The 16471-nt window shown below is 71.1% G+C and carries 14 protein-coding genes; 11 read left to right on the forward strand and 3 right to left on the reverse strand.

Annotated features, from left to right (window positions below; translation table 11 throughout):
• The first annotated feature begins 18 nt into the window (after positions 1-18).
• From ACIOMQ_RS18630 to ACIOMQ_RS18650, 5 genes are all read left to right on the forward strand, one after another.
• A complete protein-coding gene (locus tag ACIOMQ_RS18630; protein ID WP_401269206.1) occupies positions 19-975 on the forward strand; it encodes an ABC transporter substrate-binding protein in 957 nt (318 codons plus the stop codon).
• A 1-nt stretch (position 976) separates the two neighbouring features.
• Complete coding sequence (locus ACIOMQ_RS18635; RefSeq protein WP_401756480.1) at positions 977-1963, forward strand: amino acid ABC transporter permease; 987 nt, start codon at positions 977-979, stop codon at positions 1961-1963.
• A gap of 14 nt (positions 1964-1977) precedes the next feature.
• Positions 1978-2730, forward strand: a complete 753-nt coding sequence (locus ACIOMQ_RS18640) for an amino acid ABC transporter ATP-binding protein (protein WP_401756478.1) — start codon at positions 1978-1980, stop codon at positions 2728-2730.
• Positions 2730-3941 carry a M20/M25/M40 family metallo-hydrolase gene (locus ACIOMQ_RS18645; protein WP_402189541.1) on the forward strand — a complete coding sequence of 404 codons (1212 nt, stop codon included), beginning with the start codon at positions 2730-2732 and terminating at the stop codon, positions 3939-3941. The genes ACIOMQ_RS18640 and ACIOMQ_RS18645 overlap by 1 nt, the downstream gene beginning before the upstream one ends.
• A 68-nt stretch (positions 3942-4009) precedes the next feature.
• Positions 4010-4909 (forward strand): MurR/RpiR family transcriptional regulator, encoded by a 900-nt coding sequence (locus tag ACIOMQ_RS18650; RefSeq protein ID WP_362198798.1) that lies wholly within the window; start codon positions 4010-4012, stop codon positions 4907-4909.
• A 44-nt stretch (positions 4910-4953) separates the two neighbouring features.
• On the opposite strand, the gene ACIOMQ_RS18655 is transcribed toward ACIOMQ_RS18650, so the two are convergent.
• The 3 genes from ACIOMQ_RS18655 to ACIOMQ_RS18665 all read right to left on the reverse strand — a co-directional run bounded on the left by ACIOMQ_RS18655 (position 4954) and on the right by ACIOMQ_RS18665 (position 9302).
• The gene (locus ACIOMQ_RS18655) at positions 4954-6105 is read right to left on the reverse strand and encodes an MFS transporter (RefSeq protein WP_402189598.1); all 1152 of its coding nucleotides are present in this window, start codon (positions 6103-6105) and stop codon (positions 4954-4956) included.
• A gap of 344 nt (positions 6106-6449) precedes the next feature.
• Complete coding sequence (locus ACIOMQ_RS18660; RefSeq protein WP_401269190.1) at positions 6450-7325, reverse strand: phosphotransferase; 876 nt, start codon at positions 7323-7325, stop codon at positions 6450-6452.
• Between the two features lie 126 nt (positions 7326-7451).
• Complete coding sequence (locus ACIOMQ_RS18665; protein WP_402189544.1) at positions 7452-9302, reverse strand: serine hydrolase; 1851 nt, start codon at positions 9300-9302, stop codon at positions 7452-7454.
• 192 nt (positions 9303-9494) lie between these two features.
• Between ACIOMQ_RS18665 and ACIOMQ_RS18670 the strand changes: the two genes are divergently transcribed.
• The 6 genes from ACIOMQ_RS18670 (at position 9495) to ACIOMQ_RS18695 (ending at position 16429) form a co-directional block, all read left to right on the forward strand.
• Positions 9495-10604: a nitronate monooxygenase family protein gene (locus ACIOMQ_RS18670; RefSeq protein WP_362198810.1), complete on the forward strand. Its 1110-nt coding sequence runs from the start codon at positions 9495-9497 to the stop codon at positions 10602-10604.
• The gene (locus ACIOMQ_RS18675) at positions 10601-12151 is read left to right on the forward strand and encodes an acyl-CoA synthetase (protein WP_362198813.1); all 1551 of its coding nucleotides are present in this window, start codon (positions 10601-10603) and stop codon (positions 12149-12151) included. Before ACIOMQ_RS18670 ends, ACIOMQ_RS18675 begins: the two co-directional genes overlap by 4 nt.
• Before the next feature lie 334 nt (positions 12152-12485).
• Positions 12486-13559 carry a zinc-binding dehydrogenase gene (locus ACIOMQ_RS18680; RefSeq protein ID WP_401756470.1) on the forward strand — a complete coding sequence of 358 codons (1074 nt, stop codon included), beginning with the start codon at positions 12486-12488 and terminating at the stop codon, positions 13557-13559.
• Positions 13556-14539 (forward strand): ROK family protein, encoded by a 984-nt coding sequence (locus tag ACIOMQ_RS18685; RefSeq protein ID WP_362198819.1) that lies wholly within the window; start codon positions 13556-13558, stop codon positions 14537-14539. The genes ACIOMQ_RS18680 and ACIOMQ_RS18685 overlap by 4 nt, the downstream gene beginning before the upstream one ends.
• Positions 14540-14569: 30 nt before the next feature.
• A complete protein-coding gene (locus ACIOMQ_RS18690) occupies positions 14570-15571 on the forward strand; it encodes a phosphotransferase family protein (protein ID WP_402189548.1) in 1002 nt (333 codons plus the stop codon).
• A gap of 285 nt (positions 15572-15856) precedes the next feature.
• Positions 15857-16429 carry a hypothetical protein gene (locus ACIOMQ_RS18695; protein WP_362198825.1) on the forward strand — a complete coding sequence of 191 codons (573 nt, stop codon included), beginning with the start codon at positions 15857-15859 and terminating at the stop codon, positions 16427-16429.
• Positions 16430-16471: the final 42 nt, after the last annotated feature.

The following is a 16471-nucleotide window of genomic DNA, read 5'->3' on the forward strand; positions in this document are numbered from 1 at the left end:
CCGCGAGAGGGGTTTGTGTTGCACACCCGCCCAGTCCGCCGCGCAGCAGCGGCCACCGCACTGTTGATCGCATCGTCCACGGCGCTGTCCGCATGTGGAAAGGACGGCGCCACCGACGGTGCCGGCGCTCCCGCGGGCGATGTCGCCGTCGCGGGTGTGCACGTCACCCGCGACGCGGAACTCCACGCCTCCCTGCCCGCTGCCGTCAGGTCCAGCGGCACGGTCCGGGTGGCCACCGACGTACCGTATGCGCCGTTCGTCATGTTCAAGACCGAGGGGCAGTCCGGGCTCACCGGGCTCGACTACGACCTCGGCCAGGCGCTCGGCGCCAAGCTGGGGGTGCGATTCGCCTTCACCGCCCAGAAGTTCGACGGCATCGTGCCCGCCGTCCAGGCCGGCAAGTTCGACGCGGTCATGTCGGCCATGACCGACACCAAGGAACGCCAGCGGGTCCTGGACTTCGTGGACTACTCCGTATCGGGCTCGGGAATCCTCGTGGTCAAGGGGAACCCGGACCGGATCGCACGGCTCGACGATCTCTGCGGCAAGAAGGTCGCCACCCAGGCGGCCAGCCACCAGCTGGAGGTGCTGAAGAGGCACCAGTCCACGTGTGCCGAAGCAGGCAGGGACGCCGTCTCCATCCAGACGTTCCCCAAGGATTCCGACGCCCAACTCGCCCTGCGCTCGGGGAAGGTGGTCGCCGATCTGGTGACGAAGCCCGGCGCCGGCTGGACGGCGAAGACCGCCGACGGCGGCCGCGCCTTCGAGGTCGCCGAGGACCCCGCCGCGGGCGGCGGCTACGAGGCGACCCCCAACGGCATCGGTGTCAGTAAACAGCTTCCCGGGCTGACCGACGCGATCCAGAAGGCCCTGCAGGCACTCGTCGACGACGGCACGCTCGGCAAGATCTGCGACAAGTACGGCGCCGCCTCCATCGCCGTGAAGCAGGCCACCAAGAACGCGGCGGTGTCCTGACATGGCCGCCCTCACACCCGCCGGGGCCGTACGCGGCGCCCAGGCCCCCGCACCGCCTGCCGAGGCGGGCCTCACCGTCGTACCGATCCGCCACTGGGGCCGATGGCTGGCCGCCGCGGCTGCCCTCACCGCCCTCGTCGGCCTGATCGGCTCCCTCGCCGGCAACGAGAACCTGCACTGGGACATCGTCGGGCACTACGTCTTCGCCCATCTCGTCTTCGACGGCCTGGCCACCACCCTGTGGCTCACCGCGGCAGCCATGGCCGTCGGCCTCGGGCTGGGCGTTCTCGTAGCCGTGATGCGCCTGTCGTCCAACCCCGTACTCCGCGCCCTGGCCAACGCGTTCGTCTCGGTCTTCCGCGGCACCCCGCTCCTGGTTCAGATCATCTTCTGGGGGTACGCGGGCGCCCTCTACAAACACATCCTCATCGGCATTCCGTTCACCCACATCACCTTCCTGGACATGGACACGAACGCGGTGCTCACCCCCGCGGTCGCCGCACTCCTGGCACTGGGACTGAACGAGGCGGCCTACGCCAGCGAGATCGTCCGCGCGGGCATCCAGTCCGTCGACGCGGGACAGGCGGAGGCCGCCCAGTCGCTCGGCATGCGACCGGCGCTCACCACCCGGCGCATCGTGCTGCCCCAGGCCATGCGGGTCATCATCCCTCCGCTGGGCAACGAGACGATCAACATGCTCAAGATGACCGCTCTGGTCTCGGTGATCTCCGCCCACGACCTGATGTCCAACATCCAGGACGTGTACGCCCAGAACTACCAGGTCATCCCCATGCTCGTGGTCGCCAGCATCTGGTACCTGATCCTCGTCACGGCACTGGGCCTGCCGCAGTCCTGGCTGGAGCGCCGCTACGGCCGCGGCACGGCACCCGCCGCCCCCGCCCCCGGGCCGCTGCGACGCCTCGTCGCGGGCGCCGCGCTCCGGATCTCCCGGACCGGCCCCGCCCCATCGACCGACACGAAGGGCTGAGAGTGGAAACGCCGATGGTGCACGCCGAGGGCGTGCGCAAACACTTCGGGAAGGTCTCCGTGCTCCGGGGCATCGACCTGACCGTCGAACGCGGCCGCGTCTGCTGCCTGCTGGGCCCCTCCGGCTCCGGGAAGTCCACGTTCCTGCGCTGCATCAACCATCTGGAGAAGATCGACGGAGGCAGCCTCTCCGTCGACGGCGCCCCGGTCGGCTACCGGCAGCAGGGCAACCGGCTGTACGAGCTGAAGGAACGCGAGATCGCCCGCGCCCGTCGCGACATCGGGATGGTGTTCCAGCGGTTCAATCTGTTCCCGCACATGACAGCGCTGGAGAACGTCATGGAGGCGCCCGTGAAGGTCGCGGGCGCCACCAGGGCCGAGGCACGTGCCGACGCGCTGCGGCTGCTGGAACGGGTCGGCCTCGCCGACCGTGCCGAACGCTATCCGGCCCAGCTCTCCGGCGGCCAGCAGCAACGCGTCGCGATCGCCAGAGCGCTCGCCATGAAGCCCAAACTGATGCTCTTCGACGAACCGACGTCGGCCCTGGACCCGGAACTGGTCGGGGAAGTGCTCGACGTGATGCGGCAGTTGGCCGCGGAAGGGATGACGATGGTCGTCGTCACACACGAGATCGGATTCGCCCGGGAGGTCGCGGACACGGCCGTCTTCATGGACGGCGGTGTCGTGGTCGAGGCCGGCGACCCCCGCCAGGTGCTCGGCGAGCCCCGGCAGGAACGCACCCGCACCTTCCTGTCGAAGGTCCTGTGATGCCCGAAGCACGGCAGCGGAGCACGGCGGCCCTGCTGCTCCCCGACGCCCTCGCCCTCCAGCCCCGCTACCTGGCGGACCTGGAACACCTGGTGTCCATCGACTCCGGCTCGTACAGCCCGGAAGGAGTCAATCGCATCGCGGACTGGACCGTGCGGCGCCTGACCGGCCTGGGCTTCGAGGTGGACCGGTCGCCCGTCACGTCCCCGGGCCACGACAGGCGCTTCGGTGACCTGGTCGTGGGGCGGCTGCGCGGCCGGCTCCCCGTCGAACAGGGCGGACGGCGCATCCTGCTCGCCGGACACATGGACACCGTCTTCGACGACGGGACGGCGGCGCGGCGCCCCTTCACCCGCAACGGCCGGCTCGCCCACGGCCCCGGAGTCAGCGACGACAAGGGCGGCCTGCTGGCCGGCCTCACCGCCGTGGAAATCCTGCTGCGCCGCGGGATGACGGACTTCGCGGAGATCGCCTTCCTCGCCACCCCCGACGAGGAGATCGGCTCCCCGGCCAGCCGCCCGGTGACCGCGGATCTCGCCGGGGCCGTCGACTACGGGCTGGGCCTGGAGTGCGCCCGGGAGAACGGCGACCTCGTCATCGCCCGCAAGGGGGTGGCGGACTTCCTGATCACCGTCACGGGACGGGCCGCCCACGCCGGCATCGAACCGGAACGCGGGGCGAACGCCGCACTGGCCGCTGCTCATCTGCTCATCGCCTGCCAGGAGATGAACGGGCGCTGGGGCGACGTCACGGTCAATGTGGGGATGGTCCGGGCGGGCAGCCGTATCAACATCGTCTGTCCCGAGGCCGAGTTGCACGTGGAAGTGCGGTCCTCGACCCAGTCGGGCATCCAGCAGGCCAGGCAGGCCATCGTCGTGGCCGCCGCCCAGCTGTCCGTACCGGGGACCACGGCCACCGTGCGGCAGACGGAAGCGTGCCCGGCCATGGAGGACACCCCGGCGGCACGCGCCGTGTTCGCCCGCGCCCGGGAGGCCGGGGCGGAGCTCGCGCTCGACCTGGGCGCCGCTGCCACCGGGGGCGTCGGCGACGCCAACACCATTGCCGGAGCCGGGGTGCCGACGCTCGACGGCCTCGGCCCGGTCGGCGGCGGTGACCACAGCCCGCAGGAGTGGCTGGACGTGACGACGGTCCCGCACAGGGTTGCCCTGCTCGCGGCGCTGGTCACGGCCCTCGGCCGGGACGACGGCTGACCCGGACATCCGGAGCACGCCGCCGGTCCGCGTAATCTGAACCCCTTCAGAAAGGTGGCGTCCGGCCCATGTCCTCACTCGCCGAAGAGATCCGGCAACGGTTCGGTGACCTCAGCCCCGCCGAACGCAAGGTGGCCCGGGTGCTGCTCGCCGGCTACCCGTCGGCCGGTTTCGAGACGGTGGCCACGCTCGCCGAACGCGCCGCGGTGAGCGCGCCCACGGTGATCCGTTTCGTCAACCGGCTCGGCTACAAGGGGTTCCCCGATTTCCAGGCGGCGCTGCGGGGGGAGCTGGAGGAACGCAGCGCCTCACCTCTGCAGCTCTACAGCTCACGGGGATACGGCGCCGCGTCCCCCGGCGCACCGGACGAGGAGGGCCGGGACACCGCGCACCCCGGAGGCGGACACGATGTGTTCAGCTCCGAGGTCGCGCGTACGCTGCGGGAACTGCCGCCCCACGACGTGCAGGCGGCGATCTCGCTGCTCAGCCACCCCAAGCGTCGCATCATCCTGGCCGGTGGCCGGTTCACGCATCTGCTGGCGCAGTACCTGGGGCTGCACCTCATGCAGATTCGCGGCGACGTGGTCATCCTGCCGGACCGTGACGTGGAGCGGACCGCCGTCCTGGCGGGTCTCGGGCGGCAGGACGTCCTCGTGGTCTTCGACTACCGGCGCTACGAACCGGACAAGATCGTCATCGCCGAGATGGCCGCGCAGTGCGGGAGCAAAGTCGTCCTGTTCACCGACGCCTGGCTCTCGCCGGTGACCAGCCTCGCCGATGTCGTCCTGCCCAGCCATGTCGCCGCGCCTTCGCCGTACGACAGCATGGTCCCGACGCTCGCCACCGTCGAGACGGTGCTCGCCGGGGTGCTCAGACAGCTCGGCGAGGAGGGGCGCGACCACTTGGCGCACAGCGAGGACGTGTCCCGCCGGGCCGGCATCCAGCCGGACGACTCCGGGCCGGTCTGAGACGGTGGCGTACCCGGTGCGCCGCCGGGCGCGCGCCCGCACGCTCAGACGCGCTTGACGCGGTACACGTCCCGTACACAGAGGTTGAGGGCCGTGGTGGCCACGATGGCACCGGCACAGACCAGGAGCACGGTCCGGTCGGCCCAGGCATGCGCGGCGAGCGCGGTGACGAGATAGCCGAGCGGGATGGCGACCCGTTCCCCGACACCGTTGAACGAGCTCATCCGGCCCAGTTCCTCCTGGGGCACGTGCTGTTGGAGTGCGGTGTTCCACGCCACGACGGCGACATCCAGCCCGATGCCCGCGAGCACGGCGGCGAGCAGTACCCACGGCAGGGCCAGGCCGAAGCCCAGTGCCGCCGGTGGCAGGCAGAGTCCGGCGCCGGTGAGGACGGCGACGGCCAGCAGGCGGTCCGGCCTCCAGCGCAGGCACACCACCGTTCCCGCCAGCAGCCCGAACGCGAACGCGCCCTGGACGAACCCCCAGGAACGCGCCCCCGAGTAGTGCTCGGCCGCGATCACCGGACCGAGGAGCTGAAATCCGGCCAGCCACGCGGCGACCACCACCGTGCCCGCGGCGGTGTACGTCCACAGCCAGGTGCGGGACCGGAACCCGGACCAGCCGGCCCGCAGATCGGCCAGGGCGCTGCTCGTCGTGACCGGTGCGCTCAGCCGCAGGCCGAGCAGCAGGAGCGCCGCGACCAGGAAGCTGAGGGCGTCCCACGACAGCGCCCACGCCGGTCCGCCGATCGCGACGATCACTCCTCCGACGACGGGACCGAGCACTTTGACGGCGTTGCTCGGAAGCCGGAGCAGCGCGTTGGCCTGTTGCAGGTGCTCCGCCGCGACGACCTGCGCCACGACGCCCGTCGCGGCCGGAGCCGTGAAGGCGGTGGCGATCCCGGACACGAAGCCGCACACGGCGATCGAAGCGGTTGCCGCATGGCCGGTGGCCACGAGCACTGCGAGCGCCCCCTGCGCGGCCGCGGCCAGGAGATTGCCCAGGAACAGAATCCGGCTGCGCGACAGACGATCCGCGAGAACACCACCCGCGACGGTGAAGACGATCGTCGGGACCGAATTCGTCGCCAGCACGACACCGAGCGAACCCGCGCCGCCGCCCTGTCCGATCACCGCGTAGGCCAGTGCGATCGGAGCCATCGCGGACCCGGTCGCCGAGACGAGATTGGCGAGCATGAACCGCCGGAAGGCGGCAACCCGCAAGGGCGCCAGCCGGTTCGCGGGTGCTTCGGTGGCGGTCTTCACGTTTCTCCTGCGATCGGTGCGGTGGGTAGTCCGGGCTCCGGTGTCCGGGCTTTCTTGCTCTGCCTCGCGCCACCCGGGACGGCTCCCTGCCGATCGCCGCCCGCAGCGCGTCGTGTCGCGGGCCGAGCGCGAAACGTCCCCGATCGCGGCGGATCCCGCCCCCGGGCGCCGCAGGACGGTCGGGTTCCCGCCCGCAGAGCCCTGCCTGTTCGCTCGTTCTTCCGGGCGGACATCACCACCGGAACCTACAGCGTCCGACGGGCACGGATCCGCCGTCAGAGGCGCTGTTCGGCCAGATCCAGCCAGTGCGCGACGTCGCCCGGCGCGAAGTGCCGGACGGCCCAGTCGGTCATGCGCAGACTCATATGGGCCCAGCAGGGACGCAGGATGTCCTCGGGCAGGGCGTCCAGGATGTCGTCGAGGCGACGGACGACCCCCGGCGCCTGCTCCTTCGCGTGCAGTCCGAAGCGCAGGGTGACCAGGTCGAAACGGCGGTCTCCCCGTCCGGCGCCGTCCCAGTCGACGACCCCGGTGACGGTACCGTCCACGGCGAGCAGGTTGCCGTGGTGGAAGTCCTGGTGCACGACGTCGTGTCCGGCCAGTCGGCGAGGATGTCCGGCCCCCACCGCCCTGATCCGTTGTTCCAGGGCGCTGCTGCGCCGGTTGTGCCGACGCAGCGGCTCGTGGAGACAGTAGCCGGGGCCGTCGTCGAGCAGATACAGGTTCATCGACGGGACACGCGGGTGCTCGGTCAGCAGTCCTGCCTGCGACGCGTTGAGGGCGAGTGCCCGATCCAGCCCGTCATGGTCCAGACACTCCAACGGTGTCCCCGGCAGAAGCTGCTGGACCAGCACCACCGCACGGTCCACCTGGAGCGCCAACTCCGTCGACGGGCAGGGATATCCGCGGGCGCGCAGTACCTCGCACACCGTCAGCGGACCCGCCCGCAGCTCCTCGATCCGGGTGTCCGGCCGCGACTTGAGGACCGACCGGTGGCCGTCGGGCCACCGCACATGAGCGGCACCGGTCTCACCGCCCGGACATCGCCCCTCGACCACCAGCCGCACGCCTGTCTCGGCGTACACGGCGGCTGCCATCCGGTCGGCGTCCAGGCGCTCGGCACGCCTCCAGTTCTGCGGTGATGCGGTCATCGGGACATTCTCCGGTGCGGCGCCGCCTGTTCCCTCCGTGGGGGCCGCGTCGTGCCGCTGCCCGTGCCGGGGAAGGGGGACGGCCCTTCCCCGGCACGGTGTACCGTCGGCCCGGCCCGGCGCGACTCAGTCCGCCGACGCCGTCCACCCGAGTGCCTCGATGCGCGCGGCGTCGCCGGACCGGCTCTCGTCGAAGGCCGTCCGGTTGCCGTCCTCGACCCGGACGGCGTTCACGTACACCCCGCGTCCGACGTAGAGCTGATCCGTGGCGTACCGCCACCGCAGCCGCACCTCCTTGCCGCGCCATGCGGCGAGGTCCGCGTCGAGACGGTGCCAGACCCGGCCGGACCAGCCGGAGACCGCGCCGGTGGGGTGCGGCTCCGGCTGGGGGCGGGGTGTCCCCGCCGTCGGTACGGTGGTGAAGGGTACGGGCTGCCAGGTCGCCCCGGCGTCCGCCGACGCCTCCAGGAAGAGGAAGTCGGACCCGGGCTCGGTGTCCCACCACAGGGCCGAGCTCAGCCGGGCGTGCGAGGAGGCGAGACGCAGTGCCGGCAGCGTGAGCGTGGCGGAGGCGGAGCTCGCCATCCCCGAGAACCACGCCGTGCGGCCACGCGCGGGACGGACCGCGACGGCACGCGCCATCTGGTTGGCGGTGGCGACGCGCGGCGCGCTGCCGGAGCGCCAATTACGCACCGGGTGCACCGAGTTGCCGAGGACGATCAGGAACGAGTCGGTACTCGGGTCGAGCACCAGACTGGTGCCGGTGAACCCGGTGTGGCCCGCCGTACGAGGTGTTGCCATCGCCCCCATGTACCAGTGCTGGTACAGCTCGAAGCCCAGACCGTGCGCATCGCCGGGGAACGCCGTGTTGAAGTCCGTGAACAGCAGGTCCACCGACTTTGCGGAGAGGATCCTCGCGCGGCCGTAGACCCCGCCGTTGAGCAGCGTACGGGCGAGGATCGCGAGGTCCCAGGCGCAGGAGAAGACCCCTGCGTGGCCCGCCACACCGTCCAGGCTGTACGCGTTCTCGTCGTGCACCTCGCCCCAGACCAGTCCGCGGTCGAGGCCCGACCAGGGGAGCCGGGCGTCCTCGGTCGCGGCGATCTTCGGTTTCCAGGAGGCCGGCGGGTTGTACCGGGTGCGGTGCATGCCGAGCGGAGCGGTGATCTGCTCGCGGAGCAGTACATCCTGCGTGCGGCCGGTGATCTTCTCCAGGATCAGTTGCAGCGAGATCAGATTGAGGTCGGAGTAGAGGTACACCGTGCCGGGCGGGTTGGCCGGCACCTCGTTCCACAGCAGCTCCAGCTTCCCCTCCCGCGTCGGCGCGTTGTACAGCGGAATCCAGGCGCGGAAACCCGAGGTGTGCGTGAGGAGTTGACGGACCGTGATGCCCTGCTTGCCGCCACCGGCGAATTCGGGCAGATACGAGGCGACCTCGGCCTCCAGCTCCAGCCTGCCGCGTTCGATCTGCTGCACGGCGAGGATCGAGGTGAACAGCTTGGACACCGAGGCCAGGTCGAAGACCGTGTCCTCGGCCATGGCGATCTGCTGATCGGGCGGGAACTCCACCCCCGTGTCGGTCTTCTCGTCGTACGCCGCGTAGCGCACGGCCTTGCCGATCGGGTGGTGCAGGGCCACCGTGCCGCCTCGCCCGGCGAGCAGCACCGCACCGGCGTACCAAGGGTGCTTGGGGGAGTCGGAGAGGAACTTCTCCGCATCGGCGACCAATTGATCCAGGGGGCCCTGCAGCAACCCGGCGCGGGCGGCGGATCCGCGCCGCAGTGTGGGCCGGCCCTGCGCGGACGCCGCGTTCGTCCCGGTCCCTGTGTGCATACCCGACGACTCCGCCTCCGACTCCATGGCCGACGCCCGCTCCGCGAACGGAATCGGCGCCAGGGCGAGTGCTCCGCCCAGGGCCAGCATCCCACCGCCCAGCCTGCGTCGGCTGATCCCTCTCCCGGCCGCGTCCTCGGTCATGCGGAGCCCCTTTCTGCCGTTCCCTGTCGAGTGAAAGAAACTTTCGAATTCGTGCCCGAAGATGAAATTTCTTTCCGGGGCAGAGATTACTGTCACCTCTGCCGTCGCGGAGGTCCCTGGCGTCACAAAGAATCTGACACTGCATCAGAAAATCTCTTCCCTCGCAGATCCGACTACGGCATCCTGCGGCCCATGGAGACGGAGCTGAGCAAGAAACTTGGGGTCGAGCACGCCATCTTCGGCTTCACGCCGTTCCCCGCGGTGGCCGCCGCCATCTCCCGGGCGGGCGGATTCGGCGTACTCGGCGCGGTCCGTTACACCGCCCCGGACGACCTGGCACGCGACCTCGACTGGATGCAGGAGCACGCCGGCGGCAGGCCGTACGGCCTCGACGTCGTCATGCCCGCGAAGAAGGTGGAAGGGGTGACCGAGGCCGACGTCGAGGCGATGATCCCGGCCGGACACCGCCGGTTCGTCCAGGACACCCTGGCCGAGCACGGCGTACCGGAACTCGCCGAGGGCGAGGCGTCCGGCTGGCGCATCACCGGATGGATGGAGGAAGTCGCGCGCAACCAGCTCGACGTCGCCTTCGACCACCCCATCGGACTCCTCGCCAACGCCCTCGGCTCACCGCCCGCAGACGTCGTCCGGCGCGCCCACGACCAGGACGTCCTCGTCGCCGCTCTCGCCGGAAGCGCCAAGCACGCCCGCCACCACGCGGACGCGGGCATCGACATCGTCGTCGCCCAGGGGTACGAGGCCGGCGGCCACACCGGTGAGATCGCCTCCATGGTCCTGGTCCCGGACGTGGTCGACGCGGTGGGACCGCTCCCCGTCCTCGCCGCCGGCGGCATCGGCAGCGGCGAGCAGATCGCCGCCGGGCTCGCCCTCGGCGCCCAGGGCGTGTGGCTCGGCTCCCTCTGGCTGACGACGGAGGAGGCCGACCTGCACTCCCGCGCGCTGACCCGCAAGCTCCTTGCCGCGGGCTCCGGCGACACCGTCCGCTCCCGCGCGCTGACCGGCAAACCCGCACGCCAGCTCCGTACCGCATGGACCGACGCGTGGGACGACCCGTCGGGGCCCGGCACCCTGCCCATGCCGCTCCAGGGGCTGCTGGTGGCCGAAGCCGTCTCCCGCATACAGAAGTACGAGACCGGCGCGCTGCTCGGCACCCCCGTCGGACAGATCGTCGGCCGGATGAACACCGAGCGCAGCGTGCAGGCCGTATTCGACGACCTGACCCGCGGCTTCGAGCGTGCCGTGGACCGGATCAACCGCATCGCCGGACGGAGCGCCTCATGAACCGGCCGCCCAACGGCTTCTGGGCCCAGGCCGCCGCCGACCCCGGCCGTACGGTCCTGACCGCACCCGACGGCGAGAGCTGGACGGCGGGCCGGCTGCACGCCGCGGCCAACCGCCTGGTCCACGGGCTGCGCGCGGCCGGGCTCCGGCGGGGCGACGCCTTCGCGGTCGTCCTGCCCAACGGCCCCGAGTTCTTCACCGCCTACCTCGCGGCCACCCAGGCGGGGTTCTATCTCGTACCGGTCAACCACCACTTCGTCGGCCCCGAGATCGCCTGGATCGTCTCGGACTCCGGCGCCAAGGTGCTCATCGCCCACGAGCGGTTCGCGCAGGCGGCGACCGCGGCCGCCGACGAGGCGAAGCTCCCGGCCGGCCACCGCTACGCCGTGGGCGCGGTCGACGGCTTCCGCCCGTACGCCGAACTGCTCGAAGGGCAGTCCGGCGAACCCCCCGAGGACCGCACCCTCGGCTGGGTCATGAACTACACCTCCGGCACCACGGGCCGGCCGCGCGGCATCCGGCGGCCGCTCTCCGGCAAACCTCCCGAGGAGAGCCATCTCGGCGGATTCCTCGCCATCTTCGGCATCAGGCCCTTCGACGGCAACGTCCATCTGGTCTGCTCGCCGCTCTACCACACGGCCGTCCTCCAGTTCGCGGGCGCGTCCCTGCACATCGGGCACCCCCTGGTCCTCATGGACAAGTGGACGCCCGAGGAAATGCTGCGGCTCATCGACACCCACCGCTGCACCCACACGCACATGGTCCCGACCCAGTTCCACCGCCTCCTCGCCCTCCCCGGCGAAGTGAAGGAGGCATACGACGTCACAGCCATGCGCCACGCCATCCACGGCGCGGCCCCCTGCCCCGACCACGTCAAACGGGCCATGATCGACTGGTGGGGGAGGTGCGTCGAGGAGTACTACGCGGCCAGCGAGGGCGGCGGCGCCTTCGCCACCGCCGAGGACTGGCTGGCGAAGCCGGGCACCGTGGGCAGGGCCTGGCCGATCAGTGAACTCGCCGTCTTCGACGACGACGGCAACCGCCTGCCGCCCGGCGAACTCGGCACCGTCTACATGAAGATGAACACCGGCGGCTTCAGTTACCACAAGGACGAGACCAAGACGAGGAAGAACCGCATCGGTGACTTCTTCACCGTCGGCGACCTCGGCATCCTCGACGAGGAGGGCTACCTCTTCCTCCGCGACCGCAAGATCGACATGATCATCTCCGGTGGCGTCAACATCTACCCCGCCGAGATCGAGGGCGCTCTCCTCGGCCACCCCGCGGTCGCCGACGCGGCGGTCTTCGGCATTCCGCATCCCGACTGGGGCGAGGAGGTCAAGGCGGTCGTCGAACCGGCCCCGGGGCACGAGGCGGGGGACGCGCTCGCCACCGCGATCCTGCACCACTGCGAAGACCGTCTCGCCGGGTACAAGCGTCCCAGGAGCATCGACTTCATCGCGGAGATGCCCCGCGATCCCAACGGCAAGCTGTACAAACGCCGGCTGCGCGACCCGTACTGGGAAGGGCACCGACGGGCCCTGTGACACCCGCCCGCGGCCCCGGCCGACGGGGACGCCATCCACGGCCGCCGTTCCTTCCATGCCCCGCCAGGGCCCTGACCGCCGCCGTCGGCAGCGCGTTCGCAGTGGTTCCGGCGGACCGTCCCAGCCCTGGTCCTGTGAGCTTCGTCCCGGCCGCGGGCCTCTGTTGAGTGGTTCCGGCCGGGGCCCTGCGAGCGCCGTCCGAACGGTGCGTTCAACGGCTCAGAAGCACTGTTTCCCAGCAGGGGCCCCTGGGTTAACGTCGATGACCGAACACAGCTTCGCCTTGCACGGCGTCGGCAGCGGGCGCTGCCGCGACACCGATAGGGAGGTACCTGTGCGCGCACTCGTCTACCTGGGCCCCGGTTCCGTCGAGCTTCAAGAGCGTCCGGCGCCACGCGTCGGTGCCGACGACGACGTGGTGGTGAAGGTCGTCGGCACCGGGATCTGCGGGACCGACCGCAAGATTCTGCTCGGCCGCTTCCCGGCCCGGCCGGGCGTGGTGCTCGGCCACGAGTCGGTCGGTCTCGTCCAGGAGGTGGGCGCCGGAGTGCGGTCGCTCGCGGTGGGGGACCGGGTGGTGGTCAACCCGACTCTGTACTGCGGCTGGTGTGTGCCCTGCATGCGCGGGGCGACGAACTTCTGCCGGAACAAGGCCGGGACGGAGGTCGGCGTGGACCGTGACGGGACGTACGCCGACGGTGTGGTGCTGCCGGAGCGGTTCGTACGGCGCGTTCCCGGCGGGATGCCCTTCCGCGGCGCGGTGCTCATCGAACCGCTCGCCTGCGTCCTCAACAACGTGCGGGCGGCCGGGCTGACGGTCGACGACACCGTGACCGTGCTGGGCGCGGGACCGATCGGCATGCTCGTCGCCCTGGTGGCCGCTCGGACCGCGCGGCGCGTCACGGTGGCCGAGACGGACGACTACCGGCTGTCCCGCGCACGCGACCTGTTCGCGCATGTGGTGGACGTGTCCCGAACGGACGCGGCCGAGGCCCTCGTGAAGGCGTCGGGCGGGGAGCGGCCCGGCGTCGTGTTCGACACCACGGGGAGCGGCCTGGACGATGCCCTGCGCCTGGTCGACGACGGCGGTCGGGTCGTGCTCATGGGCTTCGACGACAGCTACAGCGTCCCGCTGCGGCCGCTCCAGCTGACCAATCGCGGGATCCGGCTGATCGGAGCCGGTGACTTCCGGGGAGACACCTTCCCCGTGGCCGTCGACCTCGCGGGCGGTCTGGGACTGGAGCGCCTGGTGACGCACGAATTCCCGCTGGAGGCGTACGAGGACGCGCTCGGCGCGCTGGGCGGGGTCGGCCGTGAGGGGGCGGGCGGCCGGTACGACGCCATGAAGGTCGTCATCCGCTCCGACACCGGCCCGGCCGGCGCCGACGGCTGGCCGGTGGGCGCGTGAACGGGCCGCGGCTGGGGTCGATCGAGTCCGGCGGGACGAAGTTCGTCTGCCTGGTGGGATCGACGCCCGACCGGATCGAGGACGAGATCCGCTTCCCCACGGGGGATCCGGAACCGACCCTGGCCAGGGCAGTCGCCTTCTTCGAGGAGGCCGCGGTGAAGGGGCCGTTGGACGCCGTGGGCATCGCGTCGTTCGGCCCGCTCGAACTGCGCCGCTCGCATCCCGCGTACGGCCGCCTCGCAGCGACGCCGAAGCCGGGATGGACCGGGGTGGACGTCGCGGGGACGGTCGCGGCGGCGCTCGGCGTGCCGGTCGGCATCGACACCGATGTCAACGGCGCGGCGCTCGGCGAGGGCCGCTGGGGCGCCGCGCGGGACCGGGACACCTATGTGTACCTGACGGTCGGTACCGGCATCGGCGGTGGCGCGGTGATCGGCGGACGCGTCATCAACGGCCTGGTCCACACGGAGATGGGGCATCTGAGCGTCCCCCGCGTACCGGGGGACGACTTCCCGGGATCCTGCCCCTTCCACGGGGACTGCTGGGAAGGCATGGCGGGCGGCGAGGCCGTCGCCGCCCGCTGGGGGCGACCGGCCCAGGAGCTGAGCGGCGAAACGCTCCGCCGCGCCCTGCACCTGGAGGCGGCCTATCTCGCCTCGGGGCTGCGCGACATCATCTACACCACCGCGCCCGAACGCATCGTGATCGGGGGAGGGATGGCCGTACTGCCCGGACTGTTCCCCCTGCTGCGGGCCGGACTCACCCGGTCACTGGCCGGCTACCCGGGTCTGCCGGAGCACGCCGCCGACGACTTCGTGGTCCCCGCCGCCCTCGGCCGGCTCGCCGGACCGGCGGGCGGCCTGGTGCTGGCCGAGCGGGCCGCCGAGGAGGCGCGGCGCGCGGCCGGCGGCGCGGCGGCGCGACCGGCCGCGGACGGCACGAGCGCGGACGCACCGCCAATGGCGGCGCAGCCCGAATGAGCGGAGCCGCGAACGGGAAGGCTCGCCGTCATGACGATCGGTGACCAGGTCCGTCTCGACGCCCCGACCCGTGCGTGGCTGACGGAACGGGCGTTGCCCGGCCTGAGCCTGTCGGAGGTGAGCCCGCTGCCCGGCGGGTTCACCAACGACATGCGTCTGGTGACGACACGGCAGGGGGAGCGGTACGTCCTGCGCCGCTACCTCTCCAGCGAAACCAGGATGCGCCGCAACACCTGCGCCGTGGAGACGGCGGTCCTGGAGCGGGCGGCGCCGACCGTTCCGGTGGTCGACGTCGTCGCGTCCGATCCGCACGGGACGGCCACGGGCTGGCCCACGCTGGTCTACCGCTTCACCGACGGCATTCCGCTCGGCCGGGCGCTCGCCGAGCGGCCGGCCGCGGCCGACGCGGCCGGACTCGGCGCCGCGGTGGGCGGGGTCCTGGCCCGGATCGCCGCAGTACGGCTGCCCCGGCCGGGTTCCTTCCACGACACCACCCTCGTACCGGCCCCGGGTGGTGACGAGACCGCCGACCTGCCCGGGTTCGTCGAGCGATGCCTGGCCACCAGCGGCGACGGCAACGCCCTGACGCCCGACGAGGCCGACGCGTTGCGCGGACTCGCCGCGCGGACCGGGCCCCGGGTCGCCGAAGTGAGCGGACACAGCCGACTGGTCCACTGCGATTTCAACCCCAAGAACGTGCTGGTCTCGCGGGAGAGCGGCCGGTGGGACGTGGTGGCCGTGCTCGACTGGGAGCAGGCGTTCAGCGGCTCGCCCCTCTACGACATCGGCAACATGCTGCGCTTCGCCCATCTGTATCCGCCCGCATTCGTGGACGGGTTCGTCTCCGGCTACAGGGACACGGGCGGTCCGCTGCCGCGCGACTGGCGCGAACTCAGCCGGACCTTGGACCTGTTCACCCTGGCGGACATTCTCACCGCGCCGCCGGACGCCGACTGCTTCGCCCAGGCACGGACGGTGCTGCTCCGCCACCTGTCGGACGAACCAGGACCGGCGACGCACCGTTCCGCCTGAGCTCCACGGACCTTCACGAACGTGCACGGATTTGCACGAGCCTGCGCCGGATTTCACGGGGACAGGCCGGCTTCAGATGCCGGAAACCACGCGATGAAGCGGTGCGGACGCTGCCGCCTATGCCAGGGGTAATTCCGCATCCAGGAATGCGGAGATCGTCATCCGAATCGTTGATGTTCTTGGCCGATAAAGACTCATCAACAGGCCGATACATTCTGTTCAGTGCAAAGTCGGGCCGTTATGCTTCCGTGAGCCGAAAGATCCTTGGACAAGGGAGAATTCGCCGTGGAGAACACGAGGCCGGAAAGCGTCTCACGCCCCGCTTCCGGGGAAGCATTTCCGGAATCCGGTGACGGGAGGCTGACGCCGACGCCGACGGTCAGGTGCAATGGAACGCCGCCCACTCCCGAGCAGACGGAAGGACCCTTCTACAAGCCCGACACCCCCCACAAGCCCGACTTCAGGGGCGATGTGGAGGACGGTACGCCGATGCTGCTCCACGGCAGCATCGTCACCCCCGAGGGCAAGCCCGTCGGCGGCGCGCTCCTCGACTTCTGGCAGGTCGGGGACGAGGGCGTCTACGACGAGGAGGGGTTCCGGCTCCGGGGCCACCTGTTCGCCGACAGCGACGGGAACTGGCAGCTGCAGACCGTGCTGCCCGCCATGTACCCGGGCCGCACGCGCCACGTGCACGTCAAGGTGCAGCCCCCGGGCGGCGAGGTGCTGACCACGATGCTGTACTTCCCGGGCGAACGGCGCAATCACCTGGACAAATATTTCCGGCCGGAGTGCCTGATGGATGTCCGCCGGACCGGGGACGGCTGGGATGCCGCGTTCACCTTCGTGCTGGACATCTGAAATTCCGGCACAGGGATTCCCTCGCGCGGGAACCCTGATGTG

This window comes from Streptomyces sp. NPDC087845 (assembly GCF_044742755.1).
Taxonomy (GTDB): Bacteria; Actinomycetota; Actinomycetes; order Streptomycetales; family Streptomycetaceae; genus Streptomyces.

Bases quoted from the DNA above. Each gene is read 5' to 3' on its own strand.
- ACIOMQ_RS18645 (WP_402189541.1), top strand. From the start codon at position 2,730: ATGCCCGAAGCACGGCAGCGGAGCACGGCGGCCCTGCTGCTCCCCGAC.
- ACIOMQ_RS18670 (WP_362198810.1), top strand. From the start codon at position 9,495: ATGGAGACGGAGCTGAGCAAGAAACTTGGGGTCGAGCACGCCATCTTC.
- ACIOMQ_RS18675 (WP_362198813.1), top strand. From the start codon at position 10,601: ATGAACCGGCCGCCCAACGGCTTCTGGGCCCAGGCCGCCGCCGACCCC.
- ACIOMQ_RS18655 (WP_402189598.1), bottom strand. From the start codon at position 6,105: ATGCTCGCCAATCTCGTCTCGGCGACCGGGTCCGCGATGGCTCCGATC.
- ACIOMQ_RS18635 (WP_401756480.1), top strand. From the start codon at position 977: ATGGCCGCCCTCACACCCGCCGGGGCCGTACGCGGCGCCCAGGCCCCC.
- ACIOMQ_RS18650 (WP_362198798.1), top strand. From the start codon at position 4,010: ATGTCCTCACTCGCCGAAGAGATCCGGCAACGGTTCGGTGACCTCAGC.
- ACIOMQ_RS18640 (WP_401756478.1), top strand. From the start codon at position 1,978: ATGGTGCACGCCGAGGGCGTGCGCAAACACTTCGGGAAGGTCTCCGTG.
- ACIOMQ_RS18690 (WP_402189548.1), top strand. From the start codon at position 14,570: ATGACGATCGGTGACCAGGTCCGTCTCGACGCCCCGACCCGTGCGTGG.
- ACIOMQ_RS18665 (WP_402189544.1), bottom strand. From the start codon at position 9,302: ATGACCGAGGACGCGGCCGGGAGAGGGATCAGCCGACGCAGGCTGGGC.
- ACIOMQ_RS18660 (WP_401269190.1), bottom strand. From the start codon at position 7,325: ATGACCGCATCACCGCAGAACTGGAGGCGTGCCGAGCGCCTGGACGCC.